Genomic DNA, 22,054 nt, shown 5'->3' with positions numbered 1-22,054 from the left:
TCGAGCGGCCCTGTTGTGCCCACTATGGCACAGCCACGATCTGTGCATGTTCCACGTGGAACCGGGCGATGTGGGTCAGTTCCTGCAGCGCCACCGGGGTTTCGGTAGCGGTGACGAAAATCTGGGCCGGCCCGCCAAGCAGCCGCTCCAGTACCCGTGCCTGGTGGGTACGATCCAGCTCCGAGGCCAGATCATCCAGGGCGATGACCGGCCACTCCCCACGCTGTTCCGCATAGTCTTCGGCCTGGGCCAGCAGGCAGGCCAGGGCTGTCAGCTTGGCCTGGCCACGGGACAGCGCATCACGGCCAGGAATACTGTGGAAGTCCACGCTCCAGTCCGCCCGGTGCGGCCCGACCGAGGTATAGCCCGCTTGGCGGTCGCGTTCGCGGGCCAGCAGCAGCGCATCGGCCAACGGCAACTCGTGGCGACGCCAGCCCGGACTCAGTTCCATCGCTTGGATACCCAGCTGGGGAGCCAGTTCCGCCGCAAGTGCCACGGTTCGTTGCTGCAGCCGTTCCAGATAGTGCTGGCGGCGGCTGGTCAGCGGTTCGCCTGCCTCGGCCAGCTCGTGGTCCCAGGTATCCAGCATCCGCGAAGGCCCGCCCTGTTTGAGCAGTGCATTGCGTTGCTTGAGCGCCCGGGAGTAGCGGCGCCACAGGGATAGAAAATCCGGTTCCACGTGGAACAAGCCCCAATCGAGGAACCGGCGGCGGGGTTCGCCGCCCCCGCTGACCAGTGCGTGGCTGCCTGGTTCAAAGGTCACCACCGCCAAGGCAGCACAGAGGTTGCCGAGCTGGGCAACGTCTTCGCCATCCAATCGTCCCTTCCAGTCCTGGCCACTGTGGCGCAGACCGGCCTTTCGCCGATGAGGAGGGTGGCTGGCGCGCTGTTCATCCCATTCCACGAAGATCTCCAACGCTTCCTGCCCCTGGCGGACCAGGCCATCACGTACCCGGCCGCGGAAACTGCGCCCATAGGCCATCAGGTGCAGGGCCTCAAGAATGCTGGTCTTGCCGGCGCCATTGTCTCCGGTCAGCAGGTTCAAGCCCGGCTGCGGAGAGAGGTCCACCACATTGAAGCGACGCAGTTGGTGCAGGGCGAGGCGGCGGATCTGCATGGGGCGCGAAGGACCATCCGCACAGGGCGGTAGAGGAGCGGGGAATCCATCAGCTTACTGCATCGGTCAAGCCCAGCGGCTGCAGCTGGATGCTTGGCACACAGGACACCGTTGGCGCTGACCCAATGCTGGGTTCCACGTGGACAACGGTTGCCGTAGCGGCGGTGCCAAGGCCCGCACCCAGCGAAAAATCCTTCAAATCTGTGCGCCGTGGCAGGGGGTTGACCCGCAGATTTCAACGATTTCAGTGCCACTTACAGGATCTTCAGCAGCCGGCACCAGCCGCCACCGGATCTACACCTGCAGATTCCTTGAAATCCGGGAAGCCCTGGCCCGCGAGGTTCCACAGATTTCAAAGAAATTCGCATTGCCGTTTCACGCTATCCACAGCAGGACTGTATGACTTATACACAAGGTATGGGCAATCTGTGGATAAAAAGGCCTTCAGCGCTCAGTTCGAAACTATCCACAGGTTCCCCCCCAGCCCCAGGGCCCGCTATACAGGGGGTTTCATGCCAATAAATCTCTTTTAAATCATAAAGATAGGCTGTTTCTCCACGAAATCTGGCCCTACCATCACCACCATGCTTTAGATTTATACCCAGATTTAGAAGCTTGGCAGGGCCCGAATCCCCCGGAATCAACCCTGTGGACAGTCGCGTCAGCAGGCACTGCAGATCGATCGTTGAGCCATACCCAAATCGTCGCGACTTCCGCTTTCCTGGAAGCGCTCCCTCGATCTGCGGATTCACCCGCACAACTCGCCCTCGACATGATCGCAATTGCGTTGGAAGCAGGCCTCGAGGTGAGTGAAGCTCTTCGTCAATGCAGGCAGCACTTCACGCCACGAGTGATCGAAGAGAAGCGGAGCATCTGAAAGAACCAGCGGGCATGACTCAGCTCCGCAAAGATCCAGGTGACGATGCTCCACGTGGAACAAAAAAAACGCCCGGGAAGATCCCGGGCGTCGTTCGGTTCCACGTGAAACAGCGCTGATGTCAGAGACGCAGCGGCATCACCACGTGGCGCGACTTCTCGCTGCTGGATTCACGCACCAGCGCCGAGGAGTTGGAATCGCGCAGCTGGATGATGACTTCCTCGTCGCGCAGGGCGGACAGGGCATCCAGCAAGTAGTTCACGTTGAAGCCGATGGCCAGGTCGCTGACGGTGGTGTCCGCTTCGATCTCTTCCTGGGCCTCTTCCTGCTCCGGGTTGTGCGCGCTGATCTTGAGGTTGCCCGGCGAGACTTCCACGCGAATACCGCGGTACTTTTCGTTGGACAGGATCGCCGCACGCTGCAACGACGCACGCAGCGACTCACGGTTCACCTTGACCTCGCGATCGGCGCCGATCGGGATCACTGCTTCGTAGTCAGGGAAGCGGCCATCGATCAACTTTGAGGTAAAGGTGACATCGTCGCGCTTGACGCGCACGTGGCTGCGACCGACTTCCAGCTCGATCTCACGGTCGCCGCTTTCCAGCAGGCGTTGCAATTCGGTCACGCCCTTGCGCGGCACGATGATCTGGCGCTTGGAACCGCTGGGCTTGGCCAGATCGGTTTCGCACAGGGCCAGGCGATGACCGTCAGTGGCAACCGTACGCAGCGCATCGCCACGCAGGTCGAACAGCAGGCCATTGAGGTAGTAGCGCACGTCCTGCTGGGCCATCGCGAACGCAGTGCGTTCGATCAGCTCCTTCAGGGTCGCTTCGCCGATCGCAACGCGCTCGGTCGCTTCCACTTCATCCACCGACGGGAAGTCGTTGGAGGGCAGGGTAGCGAGCGTGAAGCGGCTGCGGCCTGCCTGCACGGTGATCTTGTCACCGGTCTGCGAGACGGTGATCCGGCTGCCATCGGGCAGGGCGCGGATGATCTCAAACAGCTTGCGGGCGGGGATCGTGGTTTCGCCGTCCTGCGCATCTTCAACCGCGATCCGCGACACCATTTCGACTTCCAGATCGGTACCGGTCAGCGACAGCTGGCCGTTCTGCACCTGGACCAGGAAATTGGCCAGAACCGGAAGGGTCTGGCGGCGTTCGACCACGTTGACGACCTGTGCCAACGGCTTGAGAAAGGCTTCGCGCTGCAGTGTGAAACGCATGTGGTTCCGTGCCCCTATGCTTTAAAAAGATGTGGAATAAATCAAAAGCTTGGTGGTGATGGTAGAGCCAGAATCGCTGGAAAACGCAGCTAAGTCTTTGTAATAAAAGAAATTTCAGGCCTCGAAACCCTCTGCACTACCAGCCCCCAAGGGGTGGGGAAAGCTGTGGATAAATTTACCGCGAAATCGAACGGCTTTTTTATCCACACCCTGTCCCGCGCTTGCTACCGGATTTTGCACCGTTTTATGCGATGACGCCTTATCGGCGGACGTGCATCATTCGCTCAGCTTCCGGATCAGCTTGTCCCAGTCCTCGCGGAGCTTGCCGTCGGCCTCCATCAGGGTGCGGATCTGCCGGCAGGCATGCAGCACCGTGGTGTGGTCGCGACCGGCGAAGGCGTCGCCGATCTCGGGCAAGCTGTGCTCGGTCAGCTCCTTGGTCAGGGCCATGGCGACCTGGCGCGGACGAGCCAGCGAACGGGTCCGGCGCTTGGACAGCAGATCCTTGATCTGCAGGCCGTAGTAGTCGGCAACCGTTTTCTGGATGTTGGGAATGCTGATCGCCTGCTGCTGGGCGCGCAGCAGATCGCGCAGGGTTTCCTGGGCGAATTCGGTGGTGATCGCACGGCCGGTGAAATTGGCACGGGCAGTCAGGGTATTCAGCGCGCCCTCGAGGTCGCGCACGTTGGAGCGCATCTTCTTGGCGATCAGGAACGCAACATCATCGGGAATCTCGGCACCGCGTTCGCGCGCCTTGGCCAGCACGATCGCGGCGCGGGTCTCGAAGTCCGGCGGTTCGATCGCGACCGACAGGCCCCAGGCAAGCCGCGACTTCAGGCGCGCTTCCAGGCCTTCGACTTCGCGCGGATAGCGGTCGCAGGTGAGGATGATCTGCTGCTTGCCATCGAACAACGCGTTGAAGGTGTGGAAGAACTCTTCCTGGGTGCGGTCCTTGCCGGCGAAGAACTGGATGTCATCGATCAGCAGCGCGTCCACCTGCTGGAACTGCCGCTTGAACTGATCCATGGTCTTTTCCTGCAGGGCCCGGATCATCGCGCTGAAGAACTGTTCCGAGCGCAGGTACAGCACCTTCGCCCCCGGGTTGGCCTGGCGCATGGCGTTGCCGGCGGCGAACATCAGGTGGGTCTTGCCCAGGCCGGTGCCTCCGTACAGCAGCAGCGGATTGTGCGCACGGTCGCCCGGCTTCTGCGCCGCCTGGAAGGCAGCGGCCAGGCCCAGCTGGTTGCTGCGGCCTTCGACGAAGTTGGCGAAGGTGTAGTGATTGTCCAGGTTGCCGGCGAACGGAACCTGCGGTTCGCTGGAAGCATGTCCCGACGGCGTGGAAACCGGCGCGTTCTGCGCCTCCACCGGCCGCGGGCGCGAGCCGATTTCAAGAAAAACGTCGCTGAAACCGGCGAAGTGGGCCAGCAGTTCGCGGATCCGGGCCAGGTACAGTTCGCGTACCTGGTCGACGATGAAGGCATTCGGTGCATACAGCACCAGGCTGTCCACGCGCAGATCGGCCTGCAGTGGCTTCAACCAGGTGTGAACGTCTTCCGGCGGGAACTCCGCTTCGAGGCGCTCGAGACTACGGGACCAGGCATCCATCAGCAATAATCGTCCGGTGGCCGGGGCATGGACGCGACAAGGCGCCCAAACACAGGCCGGAAAGGGGGGGAAATGGATGGCTCAGACTACCACCGAGCGCAGGGCTTCGGAATGCTTGTCCCCTACTTATTCACAAAAACATCCACAGCTATTGCACAGGCCGGTGAATTCGCGTAGCTCCAAGGGGTTGACGCGGGGTGGGGTACCTCTCTAAAATTTCCGGTTCTTTCCGTCCCATTCATACGAGAGGCCCACATGGCCACCAAGCGCACCTTCCAGCCCAGCAACCTCAAGCGTAAGCGCGACCACGGCTTCCGTGCCCGTATGAAGACCGCTGACGGCCGCAAGATCCTGTCGCGTCGCCGCGCCAAGGGCCGCAAAGTCCTGAGCGCCTGATTGCCATGCCGCATCCAGCGGCAGACGCAATCCATTCGACAGTGAATACTGCAGACCCGCGCAAGCGATTCCCTCGCTCTGCGCGGGTTCGCACGCGTGCCGAATATTCAACGGTCTTCAACGGCGCCCGCCGTGTGTCCGATCCGCTGATGACCCTGCACTGGCTGCCGGCTGACCGGCCGGCCAGGCTGGGTCTGGCGGTTTCCCGCAAGGTCGATCCGCACGCCGTTGGGCGTAACCGGATCAAGCGCGTCCTGCGCGACGCCTTGCGTCAGACACGAACCGATATGCAGCCAGGCGACTTCGTCGTCGTGGCTCGTAGTGCTGCGCGTAACGCCAGCAACGACGATATCCGCCAGGCCTTCCTGCGCCTGTTGCGGCGCCTGCGTGCATTGCCCACGCCGGGCGTGGACGGCACAATGCCGCCGCCTGATGGCATCGCAACTCCCTCTTTGACCGAGCCGGCACCGCGTTCCGGCACCGCTGAGCCTGCCCGCTGATGAACCAGACCCGCGTATTCCTTATTTTTGCCTGGCTGATGGTGGCCGTGCTGCTGTGGATGGAGTGGAGCCGCGAAAAGGCTGCCCCGACTCCGGCACCGGCGACCACGTCGGCTCCGGCCGCTGCACAGAATGTTCCGGGCGCGACCCCGGGTAGCATCCCCAGCGCGCAGGTTCCCGGTGCCCCGGGGCAGGCCGCAGTACAGGCCCAGGCCAGCGCCACCCCGTCCGCACAGACCGTGACCGTCACCACCGACGTGCTGCGCCTGAAGCTCGATGGCGGCCGCGTGCTCGACGCCGAACTGCTGCAGTTCCCGCAGAGCAAGGACGAAGGCAGCCCGCCGGTGCGCCTGCTGACCGAAGATCCCGCGCATCCGTACAGCGCGATCAGCGGCTGGGCCAGTGAAGACAAGAACACCCCCGTCCCCGGCGCTGACGGCTTCAAGCTGGTCGGCGACACCAAGGACTTCGTGTTGGCCAAGGGCCAGAACGAACTGCAGATCCCGTTCGTGTGGACCGCCGACAACGGCGTGACCATCAAGCGCACCCTGACCGTCTCCCGCAACGAATACGCCGTTCGCTTCAAGGACGAGGTCAGCAACACCGGCGCCGCGCCGTGGAACGGCTACGTCTACCGCACACTGGACCGCAGCCCGACCATCCTGTCGCGGAGCATGACCAACCCGGACTCCTTCAGCTTCAACGGCGCCACCTGGTACGACAACGACAAGAAGTACCAGCGTCGTGCGTTCAAGGACTACCTGGAAGACGGCACGCTGAACCAGAACATCACCGGCGGCTGGCTGGCGATGCTGCAGCACCACTTCTTCACCGCCTGGATCCCGCAGAAGGACCAGACCGCACACTACGTGCTGTCGCAGGTGGCCGGTCGTGACCTGATCGAAGCGCGTGGCCCGGCCTTCACCGTGGCCCCGGGCCAGTCCACCAGCACCGAAGCCCGCCTGTGGGTCGGCCCGAAGCTGGTCAACCTGATCGCCAAGGAAGACGTGCCGGGCCTGGACCGCGTGGTCGACTACAGCCGCTTCTCGATGATGGCGGTGATCGGCCAGGGCCTGTTCTGGGTGCTGAACCAGGTGCACAAGCTGGTTGGCAACTGGGGCTGGGCGATCGTCGGCCTGGTGGTACTGCTGAAGCTGGTGCTGTACCCGCTGTCGGCGACCCAGTACAAGAGTGGCGCCAAGATGCGTCGCTTCCAGCCGCGCATCGCGCAGCTGAAGGAACGCTATGGCGATGACCGCCAGAAGTTCCAGACCGCGATGATGGAGCTGTACAAGAAGGAAAAGATCAATCCGATGGGCGGCTGCCTGCCGATCCTCATCCAGATGCCGATCTTCTTCGCGCTGTACTGGGTGCTGGTGGAATCGGTCGAACTGCGCCAGGCACCCTGGTTCGGCTGGATCCAGGACCTGACCGCACGCGACCCGTACTTCATCCTGCCGGTGATCAACGTGGCGGTGATGTGGTTCACCCAGAAGTTGACCCCGGCACCGGGCATGGACCCGATGCAGCAGAAGATGATGCAGTTCATGCCGCTGGTGTTCGGCGTCATGATGGCCTTCATGCCGTCCGGCCTGGTCCTGTACTGGGTGGTCAACGGCGGCCTGGGCCTGCTGCAGCAGTGGTGGATGACCAAGCGCCACGGTGGCGAGCCGGTTCCGGCCACCACCGCACCGGCCCCGGTCAAAAAGAAGTAATCGGTAGAGCCGGCCGCTGGCCGGCTGACCTCAGCAAAAGCCCGCCGCAAGGCGGGCTTTTCGCATCCGGCGTTAGAATCGCCGGCACACACACCGTTCCTGCATCCATCGAGTCCGCCATGCCGCGTGCGTCGTCGTTCCGCCTGTTCCTGCCCTCGCTGTTGTTGACCCTGGTCGTTGCCGGCTGTGGCGACAAGGATGCGAAGGCGCCGGCGACCACGGTCACCCAGCCCAGCGCGCAGGCCGCGGCCGCCGCCGATCCCGCCGCTGCGCCGTTGCTGGCTGTGTTGCAGAAGCAGCTGGATGGCTACCGCCGGATCATCGTGCTGCTGGCCGACGAAGAAAGGCAGTCGGCCGCCGACCGCAGCACCTCCACCCAGATTGGCCAGCAACTGTTCCACGATGGGCTGGAGCAACGCGCGGCCATCGCCGCGCAGTTCGACAGCCTGCTGCGCGGTTCCAGCCCGCAGCGCTTCGCCACCCTCGGCACGGTGCTGGATTACATCGAATCCGCACCGGAACTGTTCGATGCCGATCGCCTGGCCTTCCGCGAAGTACTGCGTGATCTGCACGAGCGGGTCGGTACCGATTCGTCGCTGCCGGCGGTGAAGCTGCACCAGCGCATCGGCGAGGATCTGGAGGCGCTCGACGAAATCGAACGCAACTACAACCAGGAACTGACCCGCATCTTCAGCCGCTTCGAGCGCACCCGCGCCATCGAGCTGAAGCGCGAGAAGTGGGATGACTACATCGCCCACCTGCATAAGGACTACAGCCGCGAAGCGATCCTGCGCGACTACGGGGTGATCGAGCCGTACCCGATGTCAATGAAGGACAGCGACCGCGAGATCTTCGGCCGCGACCTGCCAGCCAAGACAGTGGTGCTGACCTTCGACGATGGCCCGCACAAGGCCTACACCGATGAAGTGGTGGCGATCCTGAAGCGCTACGACGTGCCGGGTGTGTTCTTCGAAGTCGGCCGCAACCTCGGCAAGGTCGAGAGTGATGGCAAAGTCAGCCTAGGGCCGATGGCGAAGATCAGCCGCAGCCTGATGGAAGATGGGTACGCCGTGGGCAACCACAGCCTGACCCACGCCCAGCTGTCGCGTACCACCGGCGACGCACTGCGCCAGCAGGTGCTCGACACCGATACGCTGCTGAAGGATGTCGACAGCAAGCGCGCACCGCTGTTCCGCTTCCCGTACGGCGCGCGCAATGCCGAAGGCCTGCAGCTGCTCAACGAGGCCGGGCTGAAGTCGATCATGTGGAACATCGACTCGATGGACTGGGCCGACCCGGTGCCGGAGTCGATCGTGCAACGCGTGCTCGACCAGGTGAACAAGGAACAGCGCGGCATCATCCTGTTCCACGACATCCACGATCGTGCGGTGAAGGCGTTGCCGCAGATTCTCGACCGGCTGATTGCCGACGGCTACCAGTTCGCCGGTTGGAATGGCCGTGAGTTCACTGTCGCCCGCGCGCGCAAGGGCGAGGCCAGTGCCGCCACCGTCACCACCGGCTACGAGAAGTCGTGGGCGATCGTGGTCGGCATCGACACCTACGCCAAGTGGCCGAAGCTGGAATACGCCAGCCATGACGCACAGGCGGTGGCCGATACCCTGACCGGGCAGTTCGGCTTCCCGTCCTCGCAGGTGATCGTGCTGAAGAACGAGCAGGCCACCCGCAACAACATCCTGGCCGCCTTCCACGACCGCCTCGCCGACGACCGCACCGGAAAGAACGACCGCGTGTTCGTGTTCTTCGCCGGCCATGGCGCTACCCGCCAGCTCGCCTCCGGGCGCGACCTCGGCTACATCATCCCGGTGGACTCGGACCCGAAGGAATTCGCCACCGACGCCATCGCGATGACCGACATCCAGAACATCGCCGAAAGCATGCAGGCCAAGCACGTGATGTTCGTGATGGATGCCTGCTACAGCGGCCTCGGCCTGACCCGCGGCGGCCCATCGTCGTCGTCGTTCCTGCGCGAGAATGCGCGTCGCAGCGCGCGGCAGATGCTGACCGCCGGTGGTGCGGACCAGCAGGTGGCCGATGCCGGCCCGAACGGCCATTCGGTGTTCACCTGGGTGCTGCTGCAGGCGCTGGCCGGCAAGGGGGACCTCAATGGCGATGGCCTGATCACCGGCACCGAACTGGCCGCCTACGTGGCGCCGGCGGTGTCCGCGGTTTCACACCAGACACCGGCCTTCGGCAGCCTGCCCGGTTCGCAGGGCGGCGAGTTCGTGTTCCAGGTGCCGGACAGCCAGGAATTCCTCAATGCCGACACGCGCCAGCTGACTGCCGATGCGATCGCGCTGAACAGCAAGGTGGATGCCGCCAGCGAAGCCAAGGGCAGCCAGGCACCGGTGACCGTGGCCGACCTGCAGGGCGGCAAGGCCAAGCTGGTGGTGCCCACTGCCGGACCTGCCTCCGACCGCCAGCGCGCGCAGCAGGCCAATGACCGTGGCCTGCAGCTGTACCGCGAGAAGCAGTACGACGAAGCAGTGGCGCAGTTCACCGAAGCGCTGAAGCTGCGCCCGGACTTCGCCCAGGCTGCCAACAACCTGGGCTTTGTCTACTACCGTCAGCAGCGCTACGCCGAAGCCGCGCGCTGGCTGGAGAACACGCTGAAGATCGACCCCTCGCGTGCGGTGGCCTATCTCAACCTGGGCGATGCCTACTTCAACGCCGGCGACAAGGCCAAGGCGAAGCAGGCTTACACCACCTACCTTGCGCTGCAGCCGCAGGGCAGCGGCGCAGCACAGGCGCGCGCGCAGCTGGAGAAACTCTGAGCCATGAACGAAGCGATCCGCACCGATACCATCGTGGCCATCGCCAGCGCACCGGGCGCTGGTGGTGTCGGCCTGCTGCGCCTGTCCGGTCCGCGCGCCGCGGCCATCGCCAACGCGCTGGGCGCGCCTGCACTGCGCCCGCGCCACGCGCATTACGCACGCCTGCGCGATGCCGACGGCGAGGTCATTGATGATGGCATCGTGCTGTGGTTCCCGGCACCGAACAGCTTCACCGGCGAAGAAGTGGTGGAACTGCAGGGCCATGGCAGCCCGGTGCTGCTGCAGCAACTGGTCGCGCGCTGCATCGCGCTCGGTGCACGCCAGGCGCGGCCGGGTGAGTTCAGCGAACGGGCGTTCCTCAACGGCAAGCTCGACCTGGCCCAGGCCGAGGCCATCGCCGACCTGATTGCCGCCGGTGACAACCGCGCCGCGCGCGCTGCACGCCGTTCGCTGGACGGCGTGTTCTCGCGCCGCATCGACGCGGTGATCGAGCAGTTGGTACTGCTGCGCATCCATGTGGAAGCAGCCATCGACTTCGCCGACGAACCACTTGATACGCTTGGTGGGGCACAGGTACGGCGTGGGCTGGAGCAGGCGCGCAGCGACCTGGCCTTGCTGCGCCGCGATGCAGAACGCGGTCGTCGCCTGCGCGATGGCCTGCACGCGGTGCTGATCGGCCCGCCGAACGCGGGCAAGAGTTCGCTGCTGAACGCCTTGGCCGGCAGCGAGCGTGCCATCGTCACCGACATCGCCGGTACCACCCGCGACACGCTGCGCGAGACCATCCGGCTGGATGGCCTGGAACTGACCCTGGTCGACACCGCCGGCCTGCGCGATGGCGGCGACGCCATCGAACGCGAAGGCATGCGCCGCGCCCACGTGGAAATCGAGCGCACCGACCTGGCGCTGATCGTGCTGGACGCGCGCGACCCCGTTGCAGGTGAAGCCGCGCTGGGCGAAGCCGTGGCCGCGGTGCCGCACAAGGTCTACATCCACAACAAGTCGGATCTCTTGGATGCGTTGCCGGCACTGGACGATCCTGATCGCGTGTTCGTCTCGGCTGCGACCGGCGCCGGGCTGGAAGACCTGCATGCGCGCCTGCGCAGCATCGCCAGTGCCGGGGCAGGGGAGCAGGTGGAGGGCGAATTCTCCGCACGCACCCGCCACGTCGATGCGATCGAGCGTGCGCAGGAACACGCGCAGCGCGCGGATGGCGAGCTGGCGCACGAGCACCTGGAGCTGGCGGCCGAGGAGCTGCGTCTGGCGCACGACGCGCTGGGCGAAATCACCGGGCAGATGAGTGCCGATGATCTGCTGGGAAGGATCTTCTCCAGCTTCTGCGTCGGCAAGTAACTGTAGAGCCTAGCCCATGCTCGGCTGGGGCAGCACCTCGGGGTCAGATCCCCGAAGGGATCTCTGACCCCGTCATCGATCAATCGCGCGGCTCACGCTCTGGTAGGTGCCAACCTTGGTTGGCACAGGCCGTCTGGGGTCGTGAACGCCCGCTGGCAGAGCGCCGACCAAGGTCGGCGACTACCGGATACATGAGGCCGGGCCCCCTTCGGGGATCCGACCCCAGCTCCCCCAACCTGTCACATTCCCGCCGCATACTGACGCCCATCACATACCGCTTGGGGAAGTCGCAGTGAAGTCGTGGGGTTGTGCATTGCTGTTGTCGCTGGCCGTGGCACCATCGGTGGCCATGAGTGCTGAATCCTCCACCCCGGCCGCGCACAAGGTGTCGGTCTATGGCCATCGCGGCGCAAGCGCGCTGCTGCCCGAGCACACCCTGGCGGCCTATGCGCAGGCCATCGCCGATGGCGCCGACTACATCGAACCGGACCTGGTGATGACCAAGGACGGGGTGATGGTGGCCCGCCACGAGAACGAGATCAGCGGCACCACCGATGTCGCCTCGCATCCCGAATTCGCCAGCCGCCGGACAAGCAAGGTCATCGACGGGCAGAAGGTCGAGGGCTGGTTCACCGAAGACTTCACCCTGGCCGAGCTGAAGACACTGTACGCGCGTGAGCGCCTGCCGGAATTGCGCAGCACCGCTTACGACGGCCAGTTCCGCATTGCCAGCCTGGACGAGATCCTGGCCTTCCTGGTGCAGCAGGCCGGTCGTGCCAACCGCGGCATCGGCCTGGTGCCGGAGATCAAGCACCCGACCTACTTCCAGTCGGTCGGCCTGCCGATGGAAGACAAGCTGCTCGCCGCGCTGCGCGGCAATGCCTATACCAACGTTGGCCCGGTCACCATCCAGTCGTTCGAGACCGCCAACCTGCGCTACCTGCGCGGCAAGATCCCGCGCGGCAGCAACATCCGCCTGCTGCAGCTGCTGTGGAAGGGAGACACCCAGCCGGCCGACATCGTCAATGCAGGCGGCAAGCTGACCTACGCGCAGATGATGACCCCGTCTGGGCTGAAGGACATCGCCGTCTACGCCGACAGCATCGGCCCGGAACTGCGCTCGATCATTCCGCTGGACGCCAAGGGCGCACTGGGGACGCCAACCACGCTGGTACAGGATGCACATGCGGTGGGCCTGATGGTGATCCCGTACACCTTCCGCCCGGAGAATCATTTCCAGGCCAGCAACCTGCGCAGGGGCGCCGACAACGCGCGCAACGCGGAAGGCTCGATCGCCGAGATGCGTGCCTATCTGGCAACCGGCATCGATGCCTTCTTCACCGACGACCCGGCATTGGGCCGGCAGGCGGTGGATGGGATGGGCGCGGCGGGGAACGCGGCGAACTGACCCGCTCTGGTAGATGCCAACCTTGGTTGGCACACGGCAGGAGTGCCGACCAAGGTCGGCCACTACCGGGTCATGAAAATGCCGGGTGGGGTCGGAGCCCCTACGGGGATCCGACCCCGTCACCGTTTCAACCGCGCGGCTCTTCCGGCCGGCGGAACGGGATCACCACGTAGTCCTGCCCCTCGCGCGGCTGCCACAGCACCGGCACGCGCTGCGGCGACGGCGGCTCGAGTTCGTCGTCGGACAACGGCTCGACCGCGTCCTCTTCGTCTTCCCAGCTGTAGCGCTGGCGTGGCGGCAGCGGATCGGCGTTGCGGAACAGCAGCGCGGCAATGATGCCGGCGAAGGCGCCGCCCATGTGCGACTGCCAGGACACGCCGTCGGCGTGCGGCAGGATGGTCATCAGCATGCCGCCGTAGAACAGCATGCCGATCAGTCCGGTGGCGATTGCTGCGCGGTCGCGGCGCAGCAGGCCGAGGCTGGCCAGCAGGAACATCAGGCCATGGGTCACGCCGCTGGCACCCAGGTGCACGCTGCCCGGATTGCCGAGCATCCACGCGCCGATCCCCGAGCCCAGCCACAACAGCGGCAGCGCGCGAAGAGTAGCCCTGGGGTAGACGCTGCCGGCCAGGGTACCGAGGATCAGGATGGCGATGCTGTTGGCGGCGATGTGCTCGACCGAGGCATGCAGCAGCGGGCCGCCGATCAGGCCAAGCAGGCCCTTCGCTTCCAGTGGCGCAACCGCCCATGGCCGCCAGTCGAACGAGCCCTGCAGTGCGAACACGGCGATCAGTACCAGCACCGCGGCCAGGCTGACGTTGAACGCCCGCAGGATACGCATGCGGTCATTGCGGGGGGCTGGCGCGTCGCCAGCGGGCAGGGGCGCGTTGCTGTTCATACCTCAGCAATGGCGGTGACTGGCGCGAAACCAAGGCCACCGCCGCGGGAGAGTGGGGTGCGGCCGGCGGGACAATCCCGCCGGCCGGCCGTGATCAGGCGTGGCCGGAGCCTTCCTTCGGCGGGTATTTCAGGCTCAGCACCACGGTCGCGGCGATGATCACCGCCACCACGCCCAGCGACACCGGGGTCGGGATCTTGAACAGGTCGATGATCATCATCTTGATGCCGATGAAGCCCAGCACCAGCGCCAGACCGTACGGCAGCAGGTGGAAGCGGTCGGCCATGCCAGCCAGCAGGAAGAACATCGCGCGCAGGCCCAGCACCGCGAACACGTTGGAGGTGAGCACGATGAACGGGTCGGTGGTGATGGCGAAGATCGCCGGGATGCTGTCCACCGCGAAGATCACGTCGGTCACCGCGATCAGGATCAGCACCGCGAACAGCGGGGTGAACCAACGCACGCCGTCGCGCTTCACGCTCATTGCGTTGCCGGCGTAATCCGGGAGCAGGCGCAGGTGCTTGCGCATCCAGCGCAGGGCGGGGTTTGCCTCCAGATCCGGCTCCTGGCCGGCGGCGAACCACATCTTCCAGCCGGTGAACAGCAGGAAGGCACCGAACACGTAGAGCAGCCAATGGAACTGGGTGATCAGCACGCTGCCGGCGAAGATCATGACCGTACGCAGCACGATCGCGCCCAGGATGCCGATGATCAGCACCTTCTGGCGCTGCTCCTCCGGCACCGCGAAGTAGCTCATGATCATCAGGAAGACGAAAATGTTGTCGACGGCCAGCGCCTTCTCGACCAGGTAGCCGGTCAGGAACTCGAGGCCGACCTTGTTGGCCACGACCTGGCCGGCGGTCTCATTGAGGTAGTACCAGAGGCCGGCGTTGAACAGCAGGGCCAGCGCGACCCAGCCAATGGACCACCACAAGGCCTCCTTGAAGGTGACCTTGTGTGGTCCACCATGGCGCATCAATACGAGGTCGACCAGCAGGGCGATGATCACCACTGCTCCGAAGCCGCCCCACAACCACACGTTACCGATCGTCTGCATTGGGAATGTCCGTTGGAAAGATGAATGCCAGGCCGGACGGCGAGGATCTGCAACGGAGGATCGGAGGGGGATCCAGGGACAGAGCTTCGCCAGTACGGCGAAGGTCTCGCTCGCAGTTCCAGTCGGCTGGAACTGCCGTTGCACCGGAGCCTGCGGGCTCGAAATGACGGCGACAACGTCTGGGAGCTACTCCCCTTCTGGCGCCGATTCTGCGGCCTGGCCGGGCCGCCGTCAAATGGCGGGTGACCGGGGTCCCCGCTCTGGTAGATGCCAACCTTGGTTGGCATACCCGCCGGGGTCAGCGCCCCTGCGGGGATCTGACCCCGGCGCCCGGTTTACAATAGGTGGATGAATACCCCCCTTCCGATTGTCCGCCTCAAGAATGCGTGGCGTTCCAGCCACCCGTGGATCTTCCAGAAACTGGTCGAGAAGCCGACCGTCCGGCCCAAGCCCGGTTCCATCGTCGACGTGGTCGGCGTGGACGGGGAGTTCATCGGCCGCGGGTTCTACAACGGGCACTCGCGCATCGCCGTGCGCATCCTCGAAACCGATCAGAACGTGCCGGTGGATGCCGGCTGGTTCTCGCGCAAGATCGCCCAGGCCGTGTCGCTGCGCCGTGAGGTGCTGAAGCTCGATGCGGTGTCCGACGCCTGGCGCGTGGTGCACAGCGAAGGCGACGGCCTGTCCGGCCTGGTGGTGGACCGTTACAACGATCTGGTGGTGGTCGAGTTCTTCGCCGCCGGCATGTTCCGCCATCGCGAATGGATCTACGAAGCGCTGCGCGAGCAGTTCCCGGGTTGCCGCTTCCACAGCTTCGCCGACGAGCACGTGCAGAAGCAGGAGAGCTTCGACTTCCACGGCAACACCACCACCGAAGCGTCGGTGATCACCGAGTACGGCATCAAGTTCCGCGCCGACCCGGCCGGTGCCCACAAGACCGGTTTCTTCGCCGACCAGCGTGAGAACCGCGAGTGGCTGAGCCAGCAGGTGGAAGGCAAGAGCGTACTGGACCTGTGCTGCAACACTGGCGGTTTCGCGGTGTATGCGGCGGCGCGTGGCGCTTCGGAAGTGGTCGGCATCGACATCGATGAAGACGTCATCCAGATCGCCAAGGGCAATTCGCGCCTGAACAACGTGCGCCCGAAGTTCGTCCAGTCCGACATCTTCCCGTGGCTGCGCGATGCTGCCAACCGCGGCGAACAGTACGACGTGGTGATCCTGGACCCGGCGAAGATGACCCGCGACCGCGACCAGGTCATCACCGCGCTGAAGAAGTACCTGGACATGAACAAGCTGGCGCTGGGCGTGGTGAAGCCCGGTGGCCTGTTCGCCACGTTCTCCTGCACCGGCCTGGTGGCCGAGGACCAGTTCCTCGACATGCTGCGTCGTGCGGCGTACTTCTCCGGCCGTACGATCCAGATCCTGAAGGTGGCCGGCGCCGGCCCGGACCATCCGTTCATGGCCCACGTCCAGGAATCGCGTTACCTGAAGGCCGTGTTCTGCCGCGTGGTCGACTGATCGCGTGATGCCGTAGCGCCGGGCGCGGCCCGGCGCTACCCAATGCGTGGCCGCAGCGCTATGGTCGGGCTCTTCCCATTCGCGGTGAGAGCCCATGCCTTCGTTGCGCCATCTGTCCGTCGTGCTTGCTCTGGCGCTGTGCGCGCCGCTGTCCGCCCACGCCATCGAGTTCAGTGCGCAGGAACTGGCCCGCGCCAAGGCCCTGCAGCAGCGCCTGGTCACTCTCGACAGCCACTTGGACACGCCGGCCAATTTCGGCCGAACCGGCTTCGACATCGAGCAGCGCCACGACCGCAACGCGCTGTCGCAGGTCGACTATCCGCGCATGGTCGAAGGTGCGCTGGACGGCGGTTTCTGGGCGATCTACACCGATCAGGGGGACCGTAGTGCCGCTGCGCACCTGGCCGAGCGCGACCACGGCCTGCAGCGGCTGCTGCAGATCCGCGAGATGCTGGCGGCCAACCCCGAGCGCTTCGCGCTGGCACTGACCGCCGATGACGCCGCGCGGATCAAGGGCGCCGGCAAGCGCGTGGTCTACATCAGCATGGAAAACGCCAGCCCGCTGGTGGCCGATCCCAGCCTGCTGTCCTTCTACCATCGCGCCGGCCTGCGCCTGCTCAGCACCGTGCACTTCGCCAACAACGAGTTCGCCGATTCGGCCACCGACCCCAAGGGCGCGGAGTGGAAGGGGCTGAGCCCGACCGGCAAGGATCTGGTGCGTCAGGCAGTAAAACTGGGCATCGTGATCGACCAGTCGCACGCCTCCGACGCCGTGTTCGATGACCTGTTGGCGATGATGCCGGTGCCGTTCGTGCTGTCGCACAGTTCGGCCAAGGCGGTCTACGACCATCCGCGCAACCTGGATGACGCGCGTCTGCGCAAGCTGGCCAAGGCAGGCGGCGTGATCCAGGTGAATGCCTATGGCGGTTACCTGATTGACACCGCGAAGACGCCGGAGCGCAAGCAGGCCGAGGAAGCGCTGAGCAAGCAGCTGGGCGGCTGGGAAGGGATGGGCATCGAGCAGGGCGTGCAGCTGCTCAAGGCCGAGCAGGCGCTGGATCACGAGCATCCTGTGCGCCACGCCAGCTTGGATGACTTCTTCGCCCACTTCGAGCACATCCTCAAGGTGGTCGGTCCCGAGCACGTGGGCATCGGCCTGGACTGGGATGGCGGCGGCGGCCTGAGCGACCTGCCCGATGTCAGCCAGCTGCCGAAGATCACCGCGTGGCTGCTGCGCAAAGGCTATACCGAGAAGCAGATTGCCGGCATCTGGGGCGGCAACCTGCTGCGGGTGATGCGTCAGGCGCAGGATTACGCGGCAAAGCAGGGCGGCTGAGCGCCCTGCGTGCATCCGGAATTCCGCCGGGCATGGCCCGGCGCTACCGGTGATCCGTTTATTTCGCGATCAACGCGTGGCGGCGGCTGTACAGGAAGTACAGCACCAGGCCGGCCACGTTCCACAGCAGGAAGTACAGCTGGGTGCGGTGCGGCAGGCTGATGAACAGGTAGATGCAGCCCAGCGCGGCCAGCGGACCGACCACGAAGGCCAACGGCGTGCGGAAGCTGCGCTCACGGTCCGGTTCGCGCAGGCGCAGCACCACCAGGCAGATACCCACCGCAGTGAACGCGGCCAGGGTACCGGCGTTGGCGAGTGCGGCGATCTCGTCCAGGCGCGCCACGCCGGCCAGCGCCGACACCACCACGGCGGTGAACAGCGTGGTTGCCACCGGCGTGCCGGTGCGTGCGTTGACCTTGGACAGGCCGCGCGGCAGCAGGCCATCGCGGCTCATCACGAAGAAGATGCGGCTCTGGCCATACAGGAAGGCCAGCAGTACGGTCGGCAGGGCGATGATCGCGATCACACCGATCACCATTGCTGCAGTCGGGTGGCCGAGCTGGCGCATGATCAGCGCCAGCGGCTCGGCGCTGTGGCCGAACACGGCGTAGCTCATCGCACCCACGGCCGCCAGCGCGACCAGCACGTAGACGATGGTGCAGCCGATCATCGATCCGATGATGCCGATCGACAGGTCGCGGCTGGGGTTCTTGGTTTCCTCGGCTGCGGTGGAGATCGCATCGAAGCCGTAGAAGGCGAAGAAGATGATCGCCGCTGCTGCCATCACACCGTGCTCGACGCCATCAGGGCCCATCGACTTGGCAAAGCCATACGGCATGAACGGCTGCAGGTTGTTGCTGTCGAAGGCGGGAAGGGCCACGGCCACGAAGATGGCCAGCGCGATCAGCTTGAACACCACCAGGATGGCGTTGAGGGTGGCGCTTTCCTTGGTGCCTGCCATCAGCATCAGTGCCACCAGCCAGGTGATGACGATCGCCGGCAGGTTGATCATGCCGCCTTCCACGTGCGGGCCGGCAGCCAGCCAGGCAGGCAGCTGCACGTTCCAGCCGAACTGGGTGTGGACCCATTCGAGGAAGCCGACGAAGTAGCCCGACCAGCCGACCGCCACCGTACTCACCACCAGCGAGTACTCCAGGATCAGGCTCCAGCCCACCACCCAGGCGAACACTTCGCCCAGCGCGCTGTAGCTGTAGGTGTAGGCGCTGCCTGCGGCCGGCATCATCGTCGACAGTTCGGCGTAGGACAGCGCCGCGCAGGCGCACACCGCACCGGCGATGGCAAAGGAGATCAGCACCGCCGGGCCGGCCAGGTTGGCGCCGACGCCGATCAGCGTGTAGATGCCGGTACCGACGATGGCGCCGATACCCAGCGCGATCAGGTGCGGCCAGCTGAGGGTCGGGACCAGGCGCCTGCCGGCTTCGTGGACGGTGACGGAATCTAGGGACTTGCGCCGGAACAGGGACATGCAGGCCTCGGAAGGGGTGACTGAGAACGACAAGTTCCCGAGTGTGACCGAACGCAGCGCAGCATTACCACTGACGGGGGTCATACCCGGCAAGACGCGCGCTGCACCGCGACCAGGCTGCCGGAATCGGCATAAAGGGAGGCCAGTCCGATCCTGGCTCAGGAGGCGCCGGGCCAGTGGCAGCCGTCTTCCTGCCAGGCCTCGATGTCATCGTGGAAGGAGGTGCGACGGCCATCGCGGGCGCGTTCGTAGCGCAGATCCAGCACCAGCGCCCCCTGCGTGCTGATCGTGTAGCGACCGTTGAGGCGGCCGTCGACGTGCTCTTCCCAGACGCTGTCGAACTGGTAGGGGCGGTCTTCGGCCAGCACCGTGGTCTCCATCGAAACCCGGCGCAGCAACAGGCGTTCACGCTGCCCGGCATAGCGAACGTCGGCCTGGCCGTCATCCAGCCAACGCCATTCCAGATGGATGCCGTCATTGCGGCCGCCGCTCAGGCAGCGATGATCCTGCGCGGTGGCCGCTGGGGCGGCACCAGCCAGCAGCAGCAACGGCAGGGTGAAGCAGGCCAGGCGGGCCATCCTCTCGCATCCTTCCAGCAGGGGCTGCCAGCATAGCGCCGCTGCCGCGACCTCAGCGCGCGCGTGGGCGCAGGCGGGTGCCCCCGCTCAGCAGCATTCGCGGCAAAGGCATCTGCAGGAAATCGTGCGGGAATGCCGGCGCGACCGCACTGATTGCATCGAGGCGGGTCAATGCCTCGGTCGGCAGCTCCAGATCCAGCGCGATCAGATTGTGCTCGAACTGTTCCAGAGTGCGGGCGCCGATGATCGGCAGCGCATCCGCACCGGGTCGTCGCAACAACCAGGCCAATGCTACCTGCGCAGGGGAATGCGAAAGATCGGCGGCGATCTTCTGAACTTCATCGGCAATCTGCAGCGAACGGGATGTCAACGCGCCATTGATCAGGGCCACGCTGCGGCGCGATCCGCCCGGCGTGGCCTGCAGCGCGTCGGCGCTGGCCAGATCGGCCGTGCTGTACTTGCCGGTCAGCACGCCGCTGCCCAGCGGCGACCACGCCACCACGCCCAATCCCAGCGCGTCGGCCATCGGCAGCAGTTCGTGTTCGACGCTGCGCTGGATCAGGCTGTACTCGATCTGCAGCGCCACCAACGGCGACCAGCCGCGCAGGTCGGCCAGGGTCTGCATGCGCGCGATCTGCCAGGCCGGCGTATCGGAGATGCCGGCGTACAGCACCTTGCCGCTGCGGACCAGGTCGTCGAAGCCATGCATCACCTCGTCCACGCCGGTGGTGTCATCCCAGGCGTGCAGGTACAGCAGATCCAGATAGTCGGTACCCAGCCGGCGCAGGCTGTCCTCCACCGAGCGCAGCATGCTCTTGCGATGGTTGCCGGCGTTGTTCGGGTCGCCGGGCACGGTGGCCAGGGTGTACTTGCTGGCGATCACCAGCCGGTCGCGCTGCCCTTGGACGAAGCGGCCGAGCAGGGTCTCGGCGCTGCCATTGGTGTAGTTGTTCGCGGTATCGACGAAGTTGCCGCCCCGATCGACGTAACTGTCGAAGATGCGGCGGGCCTCGGCTTCGTCCGCGCCCCAGCCCCAATCGGCGCCGAAGGTCATCGTACCCAGCGCCATCGGGCTGATTCGCAGGCCGGAGCGCCCGAGCAGGCGATAGTGGTCCAGCGACATGGGAGGTCTCCATTACAGGAAGGCGGGCGTGCCGCCGGGAGGCACAGCATCCGCCGCCCGATCCTGTGGATAAACTGGATGGAACCGGACTCACCATGAAGAGTGGCTTCACAATGGATCCCTCCGCCCCCTTGTCGGCAGTGGTCGCCTTCGTCCACGTTGCCGACCATGCCAGCTTTACCCGTGCCGCTGATGCGCTGGGCGTCTCCACTTCCGCGCTGTCGCAGAGCGTGCGCGCGCTGGAAGCGCGGATGGGCGTGCGCCTGCTGCAGCGGACCACCCGCCGGGTCGGCCTGACCGAGCACGGCGCGCGCTTCCTCGAGCGCGTGCGCGGCGGACTGGCACAGATCGAATCGGCGTTTGCTGATCTCGACAGCGCGCGTGCGGTGCCGGCCGGCAAGCTGCGCGTCACCCTGCCACGCATCGTTGCCGAGCGCCGGGTGCTACCGGCCCTGCCTTCGTTCCTGGCGCGCTACCCGCAGGTGGATGTGGAACTGTGCGTGGAGCCGGCGCTGACCGATCTGGTGGCCGAGGGCTTCGATGCGGGCATCCGCCTTGGCGAGTCGCTGGCACGCGGCATGATCGCGGTGCCGATCGGGCCGCCGGAACGGCAAGTGGTGGTGGCCACGCCCGACTACTTCGTGCAGCACGGCATACCCGCGAGCCCGCACGACCTGCAGGGCCATCCGTGCATCGTCCATCGCCGTGCCAATGGCCGGCTGATGCCCTGGGAGTTCAGTCGCGATGGCCACGACATGGAAGTGGAGGTTGATGGGCGGCTGGTGTTCAACGATGCCGAACTGGCTTATGCCGCAGTGCTGGCCGGGCTCGGCATGGCGCAGGGGTTCGCGTCACTGGTGGCCGATGATCTGGCGGCAGGGCGGCTGCAGGCAGTGCTGCAGGACTGGCAGCCGCTGTTCCCCGGCTTCCACCTGTACTACCCCGCCCGCGAGCACATGGCGCCAAAGCTGCGGGTGTTCATCGACCACCTGCGCGCGGAAATGCTCGGCGGGTAGAGGCCAGCCTCATGAACGCCGATGGCGCCAGCGCCGACCAAGGTCGGCGACTAC

The 22,054-nt window shown here is 65.4% G+C and carries 17 protein-coding genes; 9 read left to right on the top strand and 8 right to left on the bottom strand.

The annotated features are described in order from the left end of the window. Positions 1-22: 22 nt before the first annotated feature. From recF to dnaA, 3 genes are all read right to left on the bottom strand, one after another. Positions 23-1,117, bottom strand: coding sequence for a DNA replication/repair protein RecF (gene recF, locus DI041_RS17570; RefSeq protein WP_136639524.1), 1,095 nt, complete (start codon positions 1,115-1,117; stop codon positions 23-25). Between the two features lie 998 nt (positions 1,118-2,115). Next, positions 2,116-3,216, bottom strand: coding sequence for a DNA polymerase III subunit beta (gene dnaN, locus DI041_RS17565; protein WP_006404569.1), 1,101 nt, complete (start codon positions 3,214-3,216; stop codon positions 2,116-2,118). 276 nt (positions 3,217-3,492) lie between these two features. Further along, positions 3,493-4,824: a chromosomal replication initiator protein DnaA gene (gene dnaA, locus DI041_RS17560; RefSeq protein ID WP_046983842.1), complete on the bottom strand. Its 1,332-nt coding sequence runs from the start codon at positions 4,822-4,824 to the stop codon at positions 3,493-3,495. Between the two features lie 255 nt (positions 4,825-5,079). Between dnaA and rpmH the strand changes: the two genes are divergently transcribed. The 6 genes from rpmH to DI041_RS17530 all read left to right on the top strand — a co-directional run bounded on the left by rpmH (position 5,080) and on the right by DI041_RS17530 (position 12,988). Beyond that, complete coding sequence (gene rpmH / locus DI041_RS17555) at positions 5,080-5,220, top strand: 50S ribosomal protein L34 (RefSeq protein WP_006404565.1); 141 nt, start codon at positions 5,080-5,082, stop codon at positions 5,218-5,220. A gap of 5 nt (positions 5,221-5,225) precedes the next feature. Next, complete coding sequence (gene rnpA / locus DI041_RS17550) at positions 5,226-5,720, top strand: ribonuclease P protein component (protein WP_006404563.1); 495 nt, start codon at positions 5,226-5,228, stop codon at positions 5,718-5,720. After that, positions 5,720-7,435, top strand: coding sequence for a membrane protein insertase YidC (yidC, locus tag DI041_RS17545; RefSeq protein WP_046983841.1), 1,716 nt, complete (start codon positions 5,720-5,722; stop codon positions 7,433-7,435). The genes rnpA and yidC overlap by 1 nt, the downstream gene beginning before the upstream one ends. 119 nt (positions 7,436-7,554) lie before the next feature. Next, the gene (locus tag DI041_RS17540; protein ID WP_046983840.1) at positions 7,555-10,227 is read left to right on the top strand and encodes a polysaccharide deacetylase family protein; all 2,673 of its coding nucleotides are present in this window, start codon (positions 7,555-7,557) and stop codon (positions 10,225-10,227) included. Between the two features lie 3 nt (positions 10,228-10,230). Next, positions 10,231-11,580 carry a tRNA uridine-5-carboxymethylaminomethyl(34) synthesis GTPase MnmE gene (gene mnmE, locus DI041_RS17535; RefSeq protein ID WP_136639523.1) on the top strand — a complete coding sequence of 450 codons (1,350 nt, stop codon included), beginning with the start codon at positions 10,231-10,233 and terminating at the stop codon, positions 11,578-11,580. Between the two features lie 292 nt (positions 11,581-11,872). Next, a complete protein-coding gene (locus DI041_RS17530; protein WP_046983838.1) occupies positions 11,873-12,988 on the top strand; it encodes a glycerophosphodiester phosphodiesterase in 1,116 nt (371 codons plus the stop codon). A gap of 127 nt (positions 12,989-13,115) precedes the next feature. Here the strand turns inward: DI041_RS17530 and DI041_RS17525 are convergent, their stop codons facing one another. Both DI041_RS17525 and DI041_RS17520 read right to left on the bottom strand, forming a co-directional pair. Then, positions 13,116-13,886, bottom strand: a complete 771-nt coding sequence (locus tag DI041_RS17525) for a rhomboid family intramembrane serine protease (protein WP_046983837.1) — start codon at positions 13,884-13,886, stop codon at positions 13,116-13,118. A gap of 94 nt (positions 13,887-13,980) precedes the next feature. Next, positions 13,981-14,943 (bottom strand): TerC family protein, encoded by a 963-nt coding sequence (locus DI041_RS17520; protein WP_012512556.1) that lies wholly within the window; start codon positions 14,941-14,943, stop codon positions 13,981-13,983. 348 nt (positions 14,944-15,291) lie between these two features. On the opposite strand from DI041_RS17520, the gene DI041_RS17515 reads away from it, so the two are divergent. Both DI041_RS17515 and DI041_RS17510 read left to right on the top strand, forming a co-directional pair. Further along, positions 15,292-16,461, top strand: coding sequence for a class I SAM-dependent rRNA methyltransferase (locus DI041_RS17515; RefSeq protein WP_046983836.1), 1,170 nt, complete (start codon positions 15,292-15,294; stop codon positions 16,459-16,461). A gap of 94 nt (positions 16,462-16,555) precedes the next feature. After that, entirely contained in the window at positions 16,556-17,797 is a 1,242-nt protein-coding gene (locus DI041_RS17510) for a dipeptidase (protein ID WP_046983835.1), read from the top strand. Positions 17,798-17,855: 58 nt separating this feature from the next. Here the strand turns inward: DI041_RS17510 and DI041_RS17505 are convergent, their stop codons facing one another. The 3 genes from DI041_RS17505 to DI041_RS17495 all read right to left on the bottom strand — a co-directional run bounded on the left by DI041_RS17505 (position 17,856) and on the right by DI041_RS17495 (position 20,984). Then, entirely contained in the window at positions 17,856-19,283 is a 1,428-nt protein-coding gene (locus DI041_RS17505; protein WP_046983834.1) for an amino acid permease, read from the bottom strand. A gap of 158 nt (positions 19,284-19,441) precedes the next feature. Beyond that, positions 19,442-19,861, bottom strand: coding sequence for a hypothetical protein (locus tag DI041_RS17500; protein WP_046983833.1), 420 nt, complete (start codon positions 19,859-19,861; stop codon positions 19,442-19,444). A gap of 52 nt (positions 19,862-19,913) precedes the next feature. Beyond that, positions 19,914-20,984: an aldo/keto reductase gene (locus tag DI041_RS17495; protein WP_136639522.1), complete on the bottom strand. Its 1,071-nt coding sequence runs from the start codon at positions 20,982-20,984 to the stop codon at positions 19,914-19,916. Between the two features lie 113 nt (positions 20,985-21,097). Here DI041_RS17495 and DI041_RS17490 point away from each other — a divergent pair, with 113 nt between their 5' ends. Further along, complete coding sequence (locus DI041_RS17490; protein WP_136639521.1) at positions 21,098-22,000, top strand: LysR family transcriptional regulator; 903 nt, start codon at positions 21,098-21,100, stop codon at positions 21,998-22,000. Positions 22,001-22,054: the final 54 nt, after the last annotated feature.

The organism is Stenotrophomonas maltophilia (assembly GCF_004920835.1).
Classification (GTDB): Bacteria; Pseudomonadota; Gammaproteobacteria; order Xanthomonadales; family Xanthomonadaceae; genus Stenotrophomonas; species Stenotrophomonas maltophilia_AQ.
This window is presented reverse-complemented; position numbering and strand designations above follow the sequence as displayed.